Annotated in this window: 14 protein-coding genes; 3 read left to right on the forward strand and 11 right to left on the reverse strand. The window is 70.6% G+C overall.

What is annotated here, in order from left to right; genetic code table 11:
• Positions 1–4: 4 nt before the first annotated feature.
• Positions 5–1,297: an MFS transporter gene (locus LOK46_RS15755; RefSeq protein WP_273558605.1), complete on the reverse strand. Its 1,293-nt coding sequence runs from the start codon at positions 1,295–1,297 to the stop codon at positions 5–7.
• Positions 1,298–1,521: 224 nt separating this feature from the next.
• A complete protein-coding gene (locus tag LOK46_RS15760) occupies positions 1,522–2,772 on the reverse strand; it encodes a nitrate/nitrite transporter (RefSeq protein ID WP_273558607.1) in 1,251 nt (416 codons plus the stop codon).
• Positions 2,773–3,269: 497 nt separating this feature from the next.
• Between LOK46_RS15760 and LOK46_RS15765 the strand changes: the two genes are divergently transcribed.
• Positions 3,270–4,220 carry a L,D-transpeptidase gene (locus LOK46_RS15765; protein WP_273558609.1) on the forward strand — a complete coding sequence of 317 codons (951 nt, stop codon included), beginning with the start codon at positions 3,270–3,272 and terminating at the stop codon, positions 4,218–4,220.
• 57 nt (positions 4,221–4,277) lie between these two features.
• Here LOK46_RS15765 and glpX read toward each other — a convergent pair whose 3' ends face one another.
• From glpX to LOK46_RS15780, 3 genes are all read right to left on the reverse strand, one after another.
• Positions 4,278–5,261, reverse strand: a complete 984-nt coding sequence (gene glpX / locus LOK46_RS15770; RefSeq protein ID WP_273558610.1) for a class II fructose-bisphosphatase — start codon at positions 5,259–5,261, stop codon at positions 4,278–4,280.
• Between the two features lie 145 nt (positions 5,262–5,406).
• Positions 5,407–6,723: a homoserine dehydrogenase gene (locus LOK46_RS15775; protein ID WP_273558612.1), complete on the reverse strand. Its 1,317-nt coding sequence runs from the start codon at positions 6,721–6,723 to the stop codon at positions 5,407–5,409.
• Between the two features lie 109 nt (positions 6,724–6,832).
• Positions 6,833–7,519, reverse strand: a complete 687-nt coding sequence (locus LOK46_RS15780) for a ceramidase domain-containing protein (RefSeq protein ID WP_273558614.1) — start codon at positions 7,517–7,519, stop codon at positions 6,833–6,835.
• A 95-nt stretch (positions 7,520–7,614) separates the two neighbouring features.
• Between LOK46_RS15780 and xth the strand changes: the two genes are divergently transcribed.
• Both xth and LOK46_RS15790 read left to right on the forward strand, forming a co-directional pair.
• Positions 7,615–8,409 (forward strand): exodeoxyribonuclease III, encoded by a 795-nt coding sequence (gene xth, locus LOK46_RS15785; protein WP_273558616.1) that lies wholly within the window; start codon positions 7,615–7,617, stop codon positions 8,407–8,409.
• 23 nt (positions 8,410–8,432) lie between these two features.
• Positions 8,433–9,056: a glutathione S-transferase family protein gene (locus LOK46_RS15790; protein WP_273558618.1), complete on the forward strand. Its 624-nt coding sequence runs from the start codon at positions 8,433–8,435 to the stop codon at positions 9,054–9,056.
• Between the two features lie 7 nt (positions 9,057–9,063).
• Here the strand turns inward: LOK46_RS15790 and LOK46_RS15795 are convergent, their stop codons facing one another.
• From LOK46_RS15795 to LOK46_RS15820, 6 genes are all read right to left on the reverse strand, one after another.
• Complete coding sequence (locus LOK46_RS15795; protein WP_273558620.1) at positions 9,064–9,966, reverse strand: tetratricopeptide repeat protein; 903 nt, start codon at positions 9,964–9,966, stop codon at positions 9,064–9,066.
• Positions 9,953–11,683: a dihydroxy-acid dehydratase gene (gene ilvD / locus LOK46_RS15800; protein WP_273558622.1), complete on the reverse strand. Its 1,731-nt coding sequence runs from the start codon at positions 11,681–11,683 to the stop codon at positions 9,953–9,955. The genes LOK46_RS15795 and ilvD overlap by 14 nt, the downstream gene beginning before the upstream one ends.
• Before the next feature lie 735 nt (positions 11,684–12,418).
• Positions 12,419–13,279, reverse strand: a complete 861-nt coding sequence (locus LOK46_RS15805; protein ID WP_273558624.1) for a transglutaminase-like domain-containing protein — start codon at positions 13,277–13,279, stop codon at positions 12,419–12,421.
• Positions 13,280–13,517: 238 nt separating this feature from the next.
• The gene (locus LOK46_RS15810) at positions 13,518–14,123 is read right to left on the reverse strand and encodes a LutC/YkgG family protein (protein WP_273558626.1); all 606 of its coding nucleotides are present in this window, start codon (positions 14,121–14,123) and stop codon (positions 13,518–13,520) included.
• Positions 14,120–15,691, reverse strand: a complete 1,572-nt coding sequence (locus LOK46_RS15815) for a lactate utilization protein B (RefSeq protein WP_273558628.1) — start codon at positions 15,689–15,691, stop codon at positions 14,120–14,122. Before LOK46_RS15815 ends, LOK46_RS15810 begins: the two co-directional genes overlap by 4 nt.
• Complete coding sequence (locus tag LOK46_RS15820; RefSeq protein ID WP_273558630.1) at positions 15,688–16,431, reverse strand: (Fe-S)-binding protein; 744 nt, start codon at positions 16,429–16,431, stop codon at positions 15,688–15,690. Before LOK46_RS15820 ends, LOK46_RS15815 begins: the two co-directional genes overlap by 4 nt.
• Positions 16,432–16,672 lie beyond the last annotated feature (241 nt).

Consider the following 16,672-nt stretch of genomic DNA (forward strand, 5'->3'; position numbering starts at 1 on the left):
CGCGCTACTCCCCGGCCGGCACGGTGGCCGCGGGGCCGACCGGCGGCGTGACCGGATCCACGAACTCCCGCTCGGGGTGCATGGTGAAGGCCAGTGCGGCGCCGAGCAGGCACAGGCCGATCGAGCCGACGAAGGGCAGCGTCCAGCTCCCGGTCATGTCGACGATGACGCCGAAGACGATCGGCGACACGATCGCCGCAACGGCCGAGCCGGTGTTCATCAAGCCGCTCGCCGTACCGGCATATTTCGGCGCGATATCCATCGGCACGGACCAGATCGGTCCGATCACCAGCTCGGCGAAGAAGAAGCCGGAGGACAGGAGCAGCGCCACGAGGGTCAGGTCGCGCGTCATGAACACGCCGGCGAGGCTGGCGGCGGCCCCGAGGAAGCCGATCACGATCACCGACAGGCGCGCGAGCTTCACGTTGCCGGTGCGGTGCAGGATCGAATCGCTGAGCATGCCGCCGACCGTGTCGCCGACGACGCCGGCGAAGAACACGCCCGAGGCGAACAGGGCCGAGTTCTTCAGGTCGAGGCTGTAGTTCTCCTTGAAGAAGCTCGGGAGCCAGCCGAGGAACAGCCACAGCGTCCAGCCGTAGCAGAAATACGTGATGGAGACCGGCAGCATGCGCCGGGTCAGGGCGCCCCACGGCACGCTCTGCTTCGCGCCGACCTTGCGGGGCGGCGGCAGCGTGTCGAGCTCCGCCTTGGTGATCGCCGGATGCTCGGACGGGTCGTCCCGGAAGTACAGCCACCAGATCGCGACCCAGATGAAGCTCACCGCGCCGAGGATCACGAAGCTGGTCCGCCAGCCGAAATGGTAGATCAGGAAGGCGACGATCGGCGGCGCCACCGCGTTGCCGAGGCGCGCGAAGGCGTGGGTGATGCCCTGCGCGAAGCCGCGCCGGCCGGGCGCCGTCCAGTTCTGCATGGCGCGGGTGGCGGTCGGGAAGGTCGCGCCCTCGCCGAAACCGAGCAGCACCCGGGCCAGGAACAGGCTGACGAGGCCGCCGACCATGCCGGTCAGGATGGTCGCGGCGGCCCAGATCACCCCGCAGGCCAGCAGCGTGCGCCGCGCGCCGAACTTGTCGCCGACCGACCCGCCGATCACCTGGAAGATGGCGTAGGGATAAGCGAAGGCCGACAGGATCAGACCGAAATCGGTCTTCGACATGCCGAAATCGCGCATGATCTCCGCGCCGGCGGTGGCGATGTTCACCCGGTCCAGATAGGTGATGAAGTACATCACACAGAGCAGGCCGAGCACGCCGTTCGTGGCGCTGAAGCGCTTCGACATCGACCGTTCCTCCCATGGGGCGCCGCCTCGCGCGGTCGCCGGGCGCCTCGGCGTGGGGACCGGGCGCTCTCTCGTAATGCATTATTCAAACGCGTCACGAGACAGAAGGCAACCGCCGACCTGCATCCGGCACGCGAATTCGTTGTTCGCGGTGCAACTGAAAACGGGGGCCGCCGGGGCCCCCGTCCGGTGTCTCGCGTCGCCGGGCGACGGCGCGGCGCCGGTCAGGCGGTCGCGGGCCGGAGCTGGCCCTGCTCGGCCTCGGTGGCGGTGCCGAGCGCCTTGCCGCGCGGCCCGACCCAGCTGCCGACCCACTTGCGCTGCCAGAGGGCGAGGCATCCGAGGACGACCGCCGTGAAGACGGCGTAGCCGACGAAGCCCAGCGAGAACGAGCCGGTATACTGCTTGGACAGGCCCATGACGTTCGGCAGGATCGCGCCGCCCAGCGCCCCGACCTCGCCGATCATCGAGCCGGCCACGGCCGTGTTGCTGGGCCAGCGCAGCGGCACGAGCTGGAACAGCGCGCCGTTGCCGGCGCCGAGCGCCGCGAAGCACAGCATGAACAGGAGCGTTGTCAGCGCCAGCGACGGGGTCGCGGTCAGCGAGAGCAGCGTCGCGATCGCCGCGAGCAGCACCACCGACAGGACCGCGATGCCGCCCATCCGGTCGGCAAAGTAGCCGCCGACGATCCGGATGCCCGAGCCCATGAAGGCCGCCAGCATGGTCAGGCGCCCGGCCTCGACCTTCGTCACCGCGAACTGCTCGTAGAAGAAGGTCGGCAGGAAGTTCGACAGGCCGATGAAGCCGCCGAAGGTGATGACGTAGATCAGCGAGAACGCCCAGCCGTCCTTGGTGAACAGGCAGGAGACGTGCTCCTTGAAAGACTGGTGCTCGCAATCCGGCGGCTCCTTGGCGAGCACGATCATGATCGCGAGGGGCAGCAGCATGACGACGCCCGCGAACGCGTAGGTGGTCTGCCAGCCGTAGGCCTGGGCCAGCGGCGGGGCGAACAGCACGGCCAGCACGGTGCCGGAATTGCCGGCGCCCGCGATGCCCATCGCCAACCCCTTGTGCTCCGGCGGGAACCAGCCCGAGCCGAGGGACAGCGCGACGCCGAAGGACGCGCCGGCGATGCCGAGCAGGACGCCCATGGCGAGCACGTCGTTGTAGGAGGAGACGAAGAGATAGCCGTAGGCCATCGCCAGCATGATCACGCTCATCTCGGTGATCGCGGCGTTCTTGCGGCCGATATACTGGGCCAGGACGCCGAGCGGGAAGCGCATCAGCGCGCCCGCCAGGATCGGCAGCGAGATCATGAAGCCGGTCTGGGCCGGCGAGAGCTTGAAGGTCTCGGTGATGAACGGCCCCATGGCGCCGTTCAGGACCCAGATGGCGAAGCAGAAATCGAAGTAGAGGAATGCCGCGAACAGCGTCGGGGGGTGACCCGACTTCATCACCGTTTTGAAGCTGGCCATAGCTGGTGCTCGTCGTAAGTGGGCGAACCGCCACGCGGTCGCTCATGCCGGGGATCCGGACTCACACCGTCCGCTGTTTGGAGCGCCGTTGCTCCGTGGCCGCTGCAGGCGCGGCTGCGTGGGCAATGCAGCAAGCGTGCCATATCGCACAGGACATCCGCCGCCGGGATCGCCGCCTCGACGAGCGTCGGGCCAGGGCGCGCTCCGCCGAGTCGCTGCCGCGCGGCGAGGCAGGGGTGCCGAGTAAACGGGCGCTCGCCCGGCGCCCTCACGGATCGGTGAGCGGCGCCGCCGAAATCATTGCTGCACGAGGGCAACACAGGTGCCGAGAAACGACGGCGAAGACCCTGTAAGTTGCCCTCGATCATCGTCAGCAACTTGGCGGTAAAGCGCCACCTTTGCTAAGCCCCGGGATGAGCTGTGCCGCGACTTCGTGCCGGCCCGCTCGCCTGCGCGTCGCGGCAAGCCCCGGCGACGCCTCCCGAGGAATTCGAACCATGTCCGCCCCGATCCGTCGCCTTCTCCTGGCCGGCTTCACGGTCCTCGCCCTCGCCACCACCGCGCACGCCCAGGGCCGCGGCCCGGTGGGCGAGGCCGGGATCGACGGGTTCGGCGACGACGGTCAGCTCTACCAGGACCAGAACGGCGCGCTCTACGTCCGTCGCGGCGGCCGCTACCTGCCCTATACCGGCCGCACCGACTTCGTGCGCCCGGCACCGCCGCGACCCGCCGCGCAGGCCCCGGTCGCGCCGCCGCCGGCGACCGCCCTGGAGACGGACGATCCGACGGTGCCGGCCCGCCCGGGCAGCGCGGCGCCGGCCGAGGGCCTGTCGCCCCTGGAGGCCGCCAAGGCCAAGGCGGTTCTCCGCGCGCCCGACAATGAGCCGATCGACTACGCGAAGGTCTACGGCCCGATCACGGACGACGTGTTCCCGGTCCAGGCGTTCAATTACAAGAAGATGAACCCGGCGTTCCTCCGTCAGGAGATCGCCTATCACGGCCCCTACGAGCCGGGGACGATCATCGTCGACCCGCGGGCCCACCAGCTCACCCTGGTCGAGGCGAACGGCCGCGCTCGCCGCTACGGCGTCGGCGTCGGCAAGCAGGGCTTCTCGTGGTCGGGCACCGCGACGGTGAACTCCAAGCAGGCGTGGCCGGACTGGTACCCGCCGAAGGAGATGATCGCCCGCAGCCCGAAGCTCGCCAGCGAGGTCGACAAGCTGCAGAGCGGCCTCGGCGTCGCCGGCGGCCTGCGCAACCCCCTCGGCGCCCGCGCCATGTACCTCTGGCAGGGCAACAAGGACACGCTGTTCCGCATCCACGGGACGCTGGAGCCCTTCTCCATCGGCAAGAGCGTGTCCTCGGGCTGCATCCGGATGATCAATCAGGACGCGATCGACCTGTTCAGCCGCGTCAACGTCGGCAGCAAGGTGGTGGTGCTGAACTGAGGCCGGACTGAGCCCAGGGTCCGCGGGCCGCCGGTCGGTGACCGGCGGCCCTCCGGTTCACGCCAGCCCGCGCCGGTGCTCGCCGAGGATCCGGCGGACCGTCCCGGCCTCCGACCGGTAGACCAGGGTCTCGGTCTGGATCCTGTCGGGCCGGAAGCGCACGCCGCGCAGGAGTGCCCCGTCGGTGATGCCCGTGGCGGCCACGATGACGTCGCCGCTCGCGAGGTCGGTCAGGTCGTACTTCCGGTCCAGATTCTCGATCCCCATCTCGGCGGCCCGGCGCCGCCGGTCCGGGGTGTCGAGGATCAGGCGTCCCTGCATCTGGCCGCCGATGCAGCGCATCGCGGCGGCGGCCAGCACGCCCTCGGGCGCCGCGCCGGTCCCGAGATACAGGTCGATGCCGGTCTCCTCGGGGCTGGCGGTGAAGATGATCCCGGCGATGTCGCCGTCCGAGATCAGGCGCACCGCCGCGCCGGCCGCCCGCACCTCGGCGACGAGGGCCGCGTGGCGCGGCCGGTCCAGGATCAGGGCGGTGATCTGCTTCGGGTCGACGCCCTTGGCCCGGGCCAGCGCCGCGATGTTGTCGGTCGGGCTGGCATCGAGATCGACGAGACCGGGCGGGTATCCTGGCCCGATGGCGATCTTCTGCATGTAGACGTCGGGCGCGGCGAGGAGCGAGCCGCGCTCGGCCATGGCCATGACCGCGATGGCGCCGGGCATGTCCTTGGCGCAGAGGGTCGTGCCCTCCAGCGGGTCGACCGCGATGTCGACCTCGGGCCCTTCCCCGAGGCCGAGCTGCTCGCCGATGAACAGCATCGGTGCCTGGTCGCGCTCCCCTTCCCCGATCACCACGGTGCCGCGGATCGGCAGGCCGTTGAGCTCGTCGCGCATCGCGTCGACCGCCGCCTGGTCGGCCGCCTTCTCGTCGCCCTGGCCACGCAATCGGGCAGCCGCGATGGCGGCGCGCTCCGTCACGCGGGCGAGTTCGAGGGCGAGCGTGCGCGGGACGCCGCGCGATGCCGACTTGGGGGCCTCAACCATGGTGTCCTGCCTCTGGCCGGGTCCGATCTTGGGGTCGGATCCCGGGTGGATACCGTCGGATGACGGCCAACCAGCCTATACGCCGGTTCGCCGACGCCCACTATCCTGCATCAGGCGATGGCAGGCGACCGAACTATATGCACTGTTATTCACGCTCGATCCGGATCACCTGCGGCGGCTCCGCCAGCAACCCGTCGGCGCCGATCGCGTCGAGGGCGTCCCGGATGTTGCCCTCGGTGGCCGCGTAGGTGATCAGCACCAGCGGCACGGGCCGGCCGGAACGGCCGCGCGGATCGGTCTCCGCCCCCGCGACGCGGCGCTGCAGGATGCTCTCCAGGGAGATCGCCCGCTCGGCCATCCGCTGGGCGACGCCGGCCGCGACACCCGGGCGGTCATGGACGGTGAGGCGGATATAGTAGCCGCCCTCGTGACGCTGCATCTCCACGCGCTCGCTGGCGCGCATCGCCGTGGCCGGGATGCCGAAGGTCGGGCGGATCACGCCGCGCGCCACGTCGGCGATGTCCGCCACCACCGCGGAGGCCGTGGCCTCGCCGCCGGCGCCGGGACCGATGAGCGTGAGTTCGCCCACCGCGTCCGCGTCGATCGTCACGGCGTTGGTCACGCCCATGACCTGCGCGATCGCCGAGGATTTCGGCACCATCGTCGGGTGGACCCGCTGCTCGATGCCGGCCTCGGTCGCCTGTGCCACGCCGAGCAGCTTGATCCGGTAGCCGAGCTCGTCCGCCATGCGCAGATCGAGGGGCTGCACCCGGGAGATGCCCTCCACCGACACGCCGTCCGCGTCGACCGCGGTGCCGAAGGCGAGGCTCGTCAGGATCGCGAGCTTGTGCGCCGTGTCGAACCCCTCGACGTCGAAGGTCGGATCGGCCTCCGCGTAGCCCAGGGCCTGCGCGTCCTTCAGGCACGCCTCGAAGGTCAGCCCCTCGCGCTCCATGCGGCTGAGGATGTAGTTGCAGGTGCCGTTGAGGATCCCGTAGACGCGGGAGACCGCGTTGCCCGGGAGGCCCTCGCGGAGGGTCTTGATCACCGGGATGCCGCCGGCCACCGCCGCCTCGAAGGCGAGGGCCACGCCCTTCGCCTCGGCCTGCGCAGCCAGGGCGGCGCCGTGGCGGGCCAGCAGCGCCTTGTTGGCGGTCACCACCGGCTTACCCGCCTCGAGCGCCGCCTCGACCACGGCCTTGGCCGGTCCGTCGGCGCCGCCGATCAGCTCGACCACGCAGTCCACGGACTCCGACCGGGCGAGCGCCACCGGATCGTCGAACCATGCGATGCCCGACAGGTCGAGGCCGCGGTCCCGGCCGCGGTCGCGCGAGGAGACCGCGGTGACGCGGATATCGAGGCCCGCCGCCGCGAAGGCGGCGCGGCGGCGCTCGACCATCCGGACCACGGACGCACCGACGGTCCCGAGTCCGGCGATCCCGAGGCGAAAGCTCACTGTCATGACCCCTTCCGTGCCCGGGCGACCGCGATGGGCCGGGCGCCCGATGCGGCGCACTTCTGCAAGAATTCCGCCCCGCCCGCAAGGAATTGGCCCCGGATCGCGGGGCGTCTCATCCGGCCGTCTCCCGGTGACGGATCGCCGTCGCCACCAGGGCGTACAGGACGCCGGCGTTCAGCACGTGCCAGAGCGGGTGCGTGCCGGTCGGCAGCAGCGCGCAGGCCGCCCGGTCGGCGGTCCGCGCGGCGAGCGAGATCAGGAAGAGCAGGCCGATGCCGGCGAGCCGCCGCCCGGTCCCGACGAAGCGCTCCTCCGGCCGGCGCGCGGCCGCCCAGGCGACGCCGAACAGCGCCAGGAGGGCTGGCAGGTAGTCGACCGAGCCGTTGGTGAGCCGCGCGACGTCGAGGCCGGTCAGCCCGTCGAGCAGGGGCGTGAGCGCGAAGCCGAGAAGGGCGAAACCGCCGGTCGCCGCCGCGACGCGCACCGGCGCCAGCCGCAGGAACCGCGAGAGGGCCAGGGCGAGATAGGCGTAGATCAGCAGCGCGATCGGGACGACGTCCGCGAGCATCGCCCAGTAGACGGCCAGCGTGTGGAACATGAACGAGCCGACGCCGACCACCGCGATCAGGGCCGCCAGCCCGAGGCAGGTCCGGTCCGGCGGATCCGACACGGAGGCGCGCCGCGCCGCCGCCGCGGCGGCCAGCAGGAAGGCCGCGTTCGACAGCGCGTTCGCGGGCTCGGCCCAGAATTGCGGACCGCCCCGCTCGCAGTAGGCCGATACCGGCTCGAACCAGTTCATCCGCCGACCCTACTTCCCCGTCCTTGCGCCGGGATGGCCTTGTCAGCGCGACGCGAAGCGCGGATGACGGCCGGGCGGCGACCGGAAGCGAGGCGATGCGGATCACCACCTGGAACGTCAACTCGATCAAGCAGCGGCTCCCGCACCTGCTCGGCTTCCTGGAGGAGGCGCGGCCCGACGTGGTCTGCCTGCAGGAACTCAAGTGCCAGGACGAGTCCTTCCCGCGGGCCGACATCGAGGCGGCGGGCTACGCGGTCGAGACGCTCGGCCAGAAGGCCTATAACGGCGTCGCGCTGCTGGTCCGCGCGCCCCTCGCCATGTCGGAGATCCGTCGCGGGCTGCCGGGCGACGCGGCCGACGAGCAGGCCCGCTACATCGAGGCGCTGATCTCCGGCACGGACACCCGTCCGGTGCGCGTGGCGTCGATCTACCTGCCGAACGGCAACCCGGTGGACAGCCCGAAATACCCGTACAAGCTCGCCTTCATGGAGCGGCTGCGGCTCCACGCCCGGGCGCTGCTGGAGGACGAGATCGCGGTGGTGCTGGCGGGCGACTACAACGTCATCCCGGAGGCCGCCGACGCGTCCGATCCGGAGGCGTGGCGCTCCGACGCCCTGTTCCTCGGGACGACCCGGGCGGCGTTCCGGGCGATCCTCGCCGAGGGCTACACCGACGCCCTGCGCGCCTGCGACCCGCGCGACGGGCTCTACACCTTCTGGGATTACCAGGCCGGCTGCTGGCAGCGGAACGCCGGCATCCGCATCGACCACCTGCTGCTCTCGCCCCAGGCCGGCGACCGTCTGGTCTCGGCCTCGGTCCAGAAACACCTGCGCGGGCTCGACAAGCCGTCGGACCACGTCCCGGTCACGGCGGAGCTGGCGGCCGGGTAGAGCCGCCCTCGGGGGGAACGACGATGATCATCTACGGCAGCAGCGTGTCGCCCTACGTGCGCAAGGTGCTCGTGGCGCTCTACGAGAAGGGCATCGCGTTCGAGCATCGCCCGGTCGGCTTCCACGCGGCGGATCCCGGCTTCCGGGCCGCGAGCCCGATGGGGAAGATCCCCGCGATGGAGGAGGCCGGGTACCGCCTCGCGGATTCGAGCGCCATCGTGGACTATCTCGAGCGGCGGCATCCGGCGCCCGCGCTGATCCCCGAGGACGCGCGGGACGCCGCCCGCGCCCGCTGGTTCGACAAGTTCGGCGAGTGCGAGCTGACCCGGCAGGTGCTGGTGCCGTTCGTCGAGCGCTTCCTCAAGCCCCGCCTGTTCAAGGTCGAGGGCGACGAGGCCCTGGCGCAGCGGACTGTCGACACGGCGCTGCCGCCGCTGTTCGACTACCTCGAATCGCAGATCGACGGGCCCTACCTCGTCGGCGGCCGGTTCGGCATCGCCGACATCGCCGTGGCGGCACCGTTCCACAACCTGCGGCTGGCCAAGGTCGCGGTCGACGGCGCCCGCTGGCCGAAGCTCGCCGACTGGGTCGCGGCGACGCTGGAGCGGCCGTCCTTCACCGCGGCGATCGCCGCGGCGAAGAGCTGAGCGGCGCTCAGCGCCGCTTGCGGATCGAGCCCACGGTCTGGAGCTGCGTCTGCGCCTCGGCGCGGTCGTCCTCGCTGGCGGCCGCCCAGTTCTTGTCGTAGAGCGCGACGATCCACTCGTCCTTGCGGCTCTCGGCACCTTCCCGGGCGAGCGAGAGCCACATCAGCCCCCGCACGCGCTGGATCGGGATGCCGCCCAGGCCGTTGACCAGCATGTCGCCGAGCAGCGCCTGCGCCGGGTGGTGGCCCTTCTCGGCGGCGAGGTTGAACCAGCGCGCGGCCTGCCGCGGGTCGGCCTCGACGCCGGTGCCGTCGAGGTAGAGCCGGGCGAGATTGTACTGCGCGTTGGGGTCCCCGTAGTAGGACGCCGCGTAGTTGAACATGTCGTAGGCGCGCTCGGGATTGGGGCGCACGTAGGTGCCCTTGATCCCCTCGAGGAAGTACGTGCCCAGAGCCGTGAAGGCGCTGCCCAGGACCGCCGAGTTCTGCGGATCGGGCCCGTCATCGGTGCTGGCGTCGGCGATCCGCGAGAAGAACTCGAACGCCTTCAGGTCGTCGTGCGGGACGCCGTCGCCGTCGGCGTACATCCGGCCGAGCTTCCACAGCGCCAGGGCGTGGCCCTGGCCGGCCGCGTACTCGAGGGCGCGGGCGGCGCCCTGCTTGTCGCCGGCATTGTACTCGCGCATGCCGGCGCGCAGCGCGTCCTTGGCCGAGCGGTAGCTCTTGTCGGCGACAGGGACCTGCACGGGCGTGCGGACGTTGGCGTCGAGGGCGCGCGACGGCGCGACCGGCAGCGCGAGCAGGGCGAGCGCCCAGGTCGCGACCGCGAGCCGGCCGACGGACCGGAACCGACCGGGATCGGCCCCGGCCGGCGCCCTGCGCCGGCTGAGGTCAGTCCTAGACGTCCGCATAGCTCTGCGTCTCCTTGGCACCTCCCGGATGGGTGACGGCGCCGTACAGGGCCGGGCCCACGCCCTGCGCGTATTTCCAGAGGTAGCCGGAGGTCGCGGTGTTGGGCCGCGCGGTCCAGGCCTTCCGCCGCTCGGCCAGCTCCGCGTCCGACAGGGCGACGCTGAGCGTCCCCTGGATCGCGTCGAGGGTGATCACGTCGCCGTCGCGGAGCAGCCCGATCGGCCCGCCGACGGCGGCCTCGGGACCGACATGGCCGACGCAGAAGCCCCGGGTCGCGCCCGAGAAGCGCCCGTCGGTGATCAGCGCGACCTTGTCGCCCATGCCCTGGCCGTAGAGGGCCGCGGTGGTCGACAGCATCTCGCGCATGCCGGGACCGCCGCGCGGGCCCTCGTAGCGGATCACGAGGACGTCGCCCTCCTTGTAGGTGCGCGCCTGCACGGCCGCGAAGCAGGCCTCCTCGCCGTCGAACACCCGGGCCGGGCCGGTGAAGACCTGCTTCTCGGCCGGGATGCCGGCGACCTTCACGATCGCGCCCTCGGGGGCGAGATTGCCCTTGAGGCCCACGACGCCGCCGGTCGGGGTGATCGGCCGGTTCGCCGGGTAGACCACGTCCTGCTCCGGGTTCCAGGTCACCCGGTCCATGTTCTCCGCGATGGTGCGGCCGGTGACCGTCAGGCAGTCGCCGTGCATGAAGCCGTGGTCGAGGAGCGTCTTCATCAGCAGCGGGATGCCGCCGACCTCGAACATGTCCTTGGCGACGTAGCGCCCACCGGGCTTCAAGTCGGCGATGTAGGGGGTGCGCCGGAAGATCTCGGCCACGTCGAACAGCGTGAACTCGATGCCGCACTCGTGGGCGATCGCCGGCAGGTGCAGCGCCGCGTTGGTGGAGCCGCCCGAGGCCGCCACCACCGTGGCGGCGTTCTCGAGCGCCTTCCGGGTGACGATGTCGCGCGGGCGGATCTGCTTGGCCAGCAGCTCCATCACCTTCTCGCCGGCGGTCGCGCAGAACTTGTCGCGGATCTCGTAGGGCGCCGGGGCGCCGGCCGAGTACGGCAGCGCCAGGCCGATCGCCTCGGAGACGGTCGCCATGGTGTTGGCGGTGAACTGCGCGCCGCAGGCCCCGGCCGACGGGCAGGCGACCTGCTCCAGCTCGTCGAGGTCCTCGAGGCTCATGTCGCCGACGGCCACCTTGCCGACCGCCTCGAACAGGTCCTGCACGGTCACGGGCTTGCCGCGGAACGAGCCCGGCAGGATCGAGCCGCCGTAGATGAAGATCGAGGGCACGTTCAGGCGGACCATCGCCATCATCATGCCGGGCAGCGACTTGTCGCAACCCGCCAGGCCCACGAGGGCGTCGTAGGCGTGGCCGCGCATGGTCAGCTCGACCGAGTCGGCGATGACCTCGCGCGACGGCAGCGACGCGCGCATGCCGCCGTGGCCCATGGCGATGCCGTCGGTGACGGTGATCGTGCAGAACTCGCGCGGCGTCCCGTTGGCGGCGGCGACGCCCTTCTTCACCGCCTGGGCCTGGCGCATCAGCGAGATGTTGCAGGGCGCGGCCTCGTTCCAGCACGAGGCGACACCCACCAGCGGCTGGTGGATCTGCTCGCGGGTCAGGCCCATGGCGTAGAGGTAGGAGCGGTGCGGGGCGCGGTCGGGCCCCTCCGTGACGTGGCGGCTCGGCAGCTTCGACTTGTCGTTCAAACGCGTCACCATGACTTCAGACCAAGCCTTCGCAGCCGATCCCGAGGGTGCGTTGAACCGCGGCGCGTCGCCGTTCGCGAAGCGCCGGGAAATCCGTCCGCGTACTCGGGAAGTCCTCGTTTCCGAACGGTAAATCGTTGTCGAGATTGCCGTTTACCGCGGATGTTGAGGTGGGCCCGGACTATGGCGGGATCGCGGCGTTTACGGGCAGGTCTCGGGGCGGAGCCGGGATCGTTTTACGGTGTTGCGACCCCGCCACAGCCACGCTTGCGGCGATTTCGCCGGCGGCGACAAGACGAAGGACAATGACGGGGCGCTAATGGAGCGCGCCGCCGATGCGCAACTTGTCTTCGGGTAAGCCGAGGATCTCCCAGGCACGATCCCCAAGAGACTTGGCAATCCGGCGCCCGGAAAGCCGCGGCATCACTATCCGTCTGCGGCAGAGACGCCGACAATACGCCGACGCGCGCGTCGGACGACCTGCTCCGGTTCAGACGCGACGAGGCCGGCGCCCGCCGTTGCTTGAGCAATGGAAGGCCGTCGGGCCCGCGGAGCGGCGATACTCGCGGCACTCCTCGGGGGGCGGCCGGCCGGTCCGAACGGCGTCCGCGCCGTTCGCCACCGCCGATCCGGCCGATCCCGCGGGCCTGCACCCAGTATGCGGCGACCGCCAGAGTTGACCGCTCCGTCGTCGCGCGGCCGGGATCACGGGATCACAGGACGCCGCGATCCCGGCCGGATCCTCGCTCAGGCCGCTCCGGCATGGGGCGCCGGGATCTCGGTGGAGATGGCGTCCACCGTGCGCGGCATCGGGCTGCCCTGCCCGTCCGACCGCTGGATCCGCACCTGCTGGTTGACCGGCTGCATGTTGCCGAAGGGCGTCGAGAAGGCGATCTCCGCGGCGTCGCGCCCGACGCCGATCCGCACCAGCCCGTCGAGGTCGGCCTGCCGGGTGGCGTCGAACAGCCACCAGCGCCCGTCGAGATAGGCCTCGAACACCGCGTGGAAGTCGCTCGGGACGAGGCCGTGGGCGTAGCAGCTCACGAACCGGGCCGGGATGCCAAGCGCCCGGCAGAAGGCGGCGCCGATATGCGCGAAGTCGCGGCAGACGCCGGCGCGCTTCAGCAGCGACTCGTGGGCGGTCGTCTCGCCGTCGCTGGAGCCTGGCTGGTAGGCGATGTGGTCGTGGATCCAGTTGCAGATCTGGTTCACGCGCGCGTGGCCCTTGGGCAGCGCCCCGAACTCGGCCAGCGCGAAGGGCGTCAGCCGGTCCGAGGAGACGAACCGGCTCGGCAGCAGGAACGGCAGGATGTCGAGGGGCAGTTGCCCGATCGGCGTCTCGTTGATGGTCGCCGGGTCGGCCCGGTGCACCGTCAGGTCGACTTCGGCATTGTACTCCAGCGCGAACTGCCCGGTCGGGACGTTGACCGCGAGATAGCGGTTCTGGAGGTCAGGGGTCGTGTAGAGATCGCGCTTGAGGTTCGGCGTGAGGACCAAGTTCTCGCTCAGGATCTCGACGCTCTTCAGCTTCGCCACCTCCAGATTGAAGATGAAGGTGGTGTCCGAGAGGATGTTGTAGGACAGGCTGCAGCCGAGGGTGTAGCGCATCGGATCTCCTTGCCGGATGACGGCTCATCCGCCGTCCAAGCAAGGGGCGCGCCCGACCGTCGGTTCCGGCTCGGTCGGGGAGTTGCGGGCAGGACAGGGGCGCCGCGTTGAGCGGACAGCTCTACCGTCATCGCGAGCGCAGCGAAGCGACCCAGGGCGGCGCGACATCGCCGGGCGTGGCGCGTCCCTGGATTGCTTCGCTCCGCTCGCAAGGACGACCGACGCGATCGAGACGGTCTCAGCCGCGCCCGGCCGCACCTCTCGGGAGCAGCAACACCGTCAGCGAGCGCACGCCCTGCGCGCCGTGGATGAGGACGCCCTCGATGTCGGCGGTGGCCGACGGGCCGGTATGCAGCACCGCGTAGGCCGAGCGGCCGAATTCCGGCCGGCGATAGGCCGCCTGCACGTTCGGCACGATGTCGGCCGGGTCGAGCAGCACGACGAGGTGCTGAGCGAGGTAGCCGACCGCGTTGACGATCAACTGGTCCTGGGTGAACAGCACCGAGCCGGTCTCGGCGATGCCGAACACCGCCCGGACCACCGCCACGTCCACGTCCTCGACCTCCTGCGGCGCGCGCACGCCCCGCAGGTCGCGGTTTCCGGTCAGCTCGGGAACCGCGGAGGCGACGACCTTGGCGGCGTCGAGGCGCTCGCGCACGCCCGCGAACACGTCGCCGGCGCCGGGCTCGGCCACGCGGCCGCCCATGCGCTGCAGCCGCTCGCCGAACTCGACGACCAGGTCTTCGCCGACCAGCGGCGTGAACAGCGGCACCTCCGGCAGCGGGAAATCGCCGGCCGGCCGGTTCCTGCGGATGCCGTCGAGGATCGCGTCGCGGGCGCTCATCGACCCGTGTCCTTCATGCGGTTCTGCTTGTACCAGGCGTGGAAGGTCTGGCGCGGCGCGTCGGGCATCTCGCGCTTCTTCCCCCAGGTGTTGAGCGGGTTGTAGACCGCGAAGCGCGGCAGGACCTTCAGAGCCGAATCCGCCGCGCCGATCGCCGCCCGGTAGGCGGCCGGGCGCGAGAGCACGGCGCCCGCGGCCTTCATCATGCCCTGCTTGAGCGCCGGGATCTGGTGCTCTTCGACCAGAACCTTCCGCCACGCGAAGATCTGCTCATGGATGTTGATCTTCACCGGGCAGACGTTGGTGCAGGAGCCGTTCATCGTCGAGGAGAACGGCAGCGTCGAGTATTTGCGCTTGTTGAAGGTCGGATCGATGATCAGCCCGATCGGCCCCGAATAGGTCGCCCCGTAGGAGAGCCCGCCGGACCGCCGGTAGACCGGGCAGGTGTTCATGCAGGCGCCGCAGCGGATGCACTTCAGGGAGGTCCAGAACTCCTCCATGCCGAGGCGCTCGGAACGGCCGTTGTCGACCAGCACCATGTGCATCTCGGTGCCCGCGCGGGGCGCGCGGAAATGCGAGGTGTACTGGGTGATCGGCGAGCCGAGGGCCGAGCGCGACAGCAGGCGGATGAACACCCCGAGATGCTCGACCTTCGGGACGATCTTCTCGATGCCGATGGAGTGGATCTGCAGCGGCGGCACGTTGCCGGAGAGATCGGCATTGCCCTCGTTGGTGCAGGTCACGACGGTGCCGGTCTCGGCGATCGCGAAGTTGCATCCGGTCATGCCGGCATCGGCCTTGAGGATGTAGGGCCGAGTGGTCTCGCGCTGGCTCTCGGCTAGGTAGTGCGCGTCGTCGTTGTCGGGGTCGGTGCCGAGCGTCTTGGCGAAGACCTCGGCCACGTCCATCCGGGTCTTGTGGACCGCCGGCGCCACGACGTGGCTCGGCTCCTCGTTGTCGAGCTGCTGGATCCGCTCGCCGAGATCCGTCTCGATGACCTCGATGCCGTTGGCCGCCATGTGGTGGCGGAAGCCGCACTCCTCGGTGAGCATCGACTTCGACTTCACCAGCGTCTTGGCGCCGTGGCTTCGCAGGATCTCCAGCACGATCCGGTTGTGATCGGCGCCGTCCTTCGCCCAGTGGACGTGGACACCGTTGGCCTTCGCGGCCGCCTCGAACTGCTCGAGATACCGGTCGAGATGGCTCAGCGTGTGGGTCTTGATCTGCGAGGCGAGCTCGCGCAGCTCCTCCCACTCCGGGACGCCGTGCGCGGAGGCGTCGCGCTTCTTGCGCAGGTCCCACAGGCGCTCGTCGTGGGCCGCCTGGTGCAGCGGCGCCGCGAGGAAGCGCTCGGCGGCCTCGGACTGGTTGATCGGGCGGTCACCCCGGATCTTCGCGCCGCGCGGCTGCGGCTCCCGGGTCTGGGGCGCGCGGATCGGCTTCGAGGCGGCTTCCGCGTGCTGGAGACGCCGGCCGTCCGGCGCCCGCTCGCTCTCGTCGTGGCCGGCCCGCACCTCCGGGTGGATGACACCTTCGCGCTCGCGCGGGTTGAGGTCCTCGACGCTCATGCGGCGGCTCCGTTCAGCACCTGCGCGATGTGGATGTACTTGAGCGGCAATCCCAGACGCTCGGCGCAGCCCTTCTGGTGCATCAGGCACGAAGAGTCCGCCGAGACGACGTAGGCGGCCCCGGCCCGGTTCTGATCGGCGACCTTGTCGTAGCCCATCTTGGCCGAGACGGCGGGCTCGAACACCGAGAAGGTGCCGCCGAAGCCGCAGCACTCGTCCGGCCGGGCGAGATCGACGAGCTCGACGCCCTTCACGAGGCGCAGCAGGTCGAGGGGCTTCGAGAAGTAGGGCTTGACCAGCTCGGTCGGCCGCGCGTGGTGGATGCCGCGCAGGGCGTTGCAGTTGGTGTGGTAGGCGACCTTGTGGGGGAAGTTCGCCCAGGGCAGGTCCTCGACCTTCAGCACGTCGTGCAGGAACTCCACCAGCTCGTAGGTGCTGGCGCGGACGTGCCGGACCTCGTCGGTCTGCGGGATCGCCGTCAGATGCTCCCGCACCTGGTGCACGCAGGATCCCGACGGGGCGACGACGTAGTCGAACCCGGAGAAGTTCTTGACGAACAGCGCCTCGGTCGCGGCCGCCTCGGCGTGGCAGCCGGTATTGGTCATCGGCTGGCCGCAGCAGGTCTGGTCGAACGGATACTCGACCGTGCAGCCCAGGCGCTCGAGGAGCTCGAGGGTGGCGATCCCGACCTCGGGCTCGAAGGCGTCGACGTAGCACGGCACGAACAGGCCGACCCGCATGGTCCGGCAACTCCCTGGATACCCCGGCCCGGCGGCCTGGAACGGTTCAAGACTGCCCCAGGGTCTACCGGATGGGGCGACCCTTGGCGAGGTCGCGCAGTGCGGCACCGTGCCCGCTGTAACCGGGCGCCGCTGCCTCCCCGCGCCCGGTCCCGGCTTCGCGCGCGAACGCCCGCGCGAAGCCGGGGAGTTTTCCCGGGAAGCGATGCCGCAAGCTTGATTTCCGACGCCTCAGAGTCGA

The sequence above is a fragment of the Methylobacterium sp. NMS14P genome (assembly GCF_028583545.1).
Taxonomy (GTDB): domain Bacteria; phylum Pseudomonadota; class Alphaproteobacteria; order Rhizobiales; family Beijerinckiaceae; genus Methylobacterium.

Coding starts and splice junctions, on each gene's coding strand:
- LOK46_RS15815 (WP_273558628.1), bottom strand. CDS start 15,691: ATGAGCGTCGAGGACCTCAACCCGCGCGAGCGCGAAGGTGTCATCCAC.
- LOK46_RS15775 (WP_273558612.1), bottom strand. CDS start 6,723: ATGACAGTGAGCTTTCGCCTCGGGATCGCCGGACTCGGGACCGTCGGT.
- LOK46_RS15805 (WP_273558624.1), bottom strand. CDS start 13,279: ATGCGCTACACCCTCGGCTGCAGCCTGTCCTACAACATCCTCTCGGAC.
- LOK46_RS15760 (WP_273558607.1), bottom strand. CDS start 2,772: ATGGCCAGCTTCAAAACGGTGATGAAGTCGGGTCACCCCCCGACGCTG.
- LOK46_RS15765 (WP_273558609.1), top strand. CDS start 3,270: ATGTCCGCCCCGATCCGTCGCCTTCTCCTGGCCGGCTTCACGGTCCTC.
- LOK46_RS15810 (WP_273558626.1), bottom strand. CDS start 14,123: ATGAGCGCCCGCGACGCGATCCTCGACGGCATCCGCAGGAACCGGCCG.
- LOK46_RS15755 (WP_273558605.1), bottom strand. CDS start 1,297: ATGTCGAAGCGCTTCAGCGCCACGAACGGCGTGCTCGGCCTGCTCTGT.
- LOK46_RS15820 (WP_273558630.1), bottom strand. CDS start 16,431: ATGCGGGTCGGCCTGTTCGTGCCGTGCTACGTCGACGCCTTCGAGCCC.
- LOK46_RS15790 (WP_273558618.1), top strand. CDS start 8,433: ATGATCATCTACGGCAGCAGCGTGTCGCCCTACGTGCGCAAGGTGCTC.
- LOK46_RS15795 (WP_273558620.1), bottom strand. CDS start 9,966: ATGCGGACGTCTAGGACTGACCTCAGCCGGCGCAGGGCGCCGGCCGGG.
- ilvD (WP_273558622.1), bottom strand. CDS start 11,683: ATGGTGACGCGTTTGAACGACAAGTCGAAGCTGCCGAGCCGCCACGTC.
- xth (WP_273558616.1), top strand. CDS start 7,615: ATGCGGATCACCACCTGGAACGTCAACTCGATCAAGCAGCGGCTCCCG.
- LOK46_RS15780 (WP_273558614.1), bottom strand. CDS start 7,519: ATGAACTGGTTCGAGCCGGTATCGGCCTACTGCGAGCGGGGCGGTCCG.
- glpX (WP_273558610.1), bottom strand. CDS start 5,261: ATGGTTGAGGCCCCCAAGTCGGCATCGCGCGGCGTCCCGCGCACGCTC.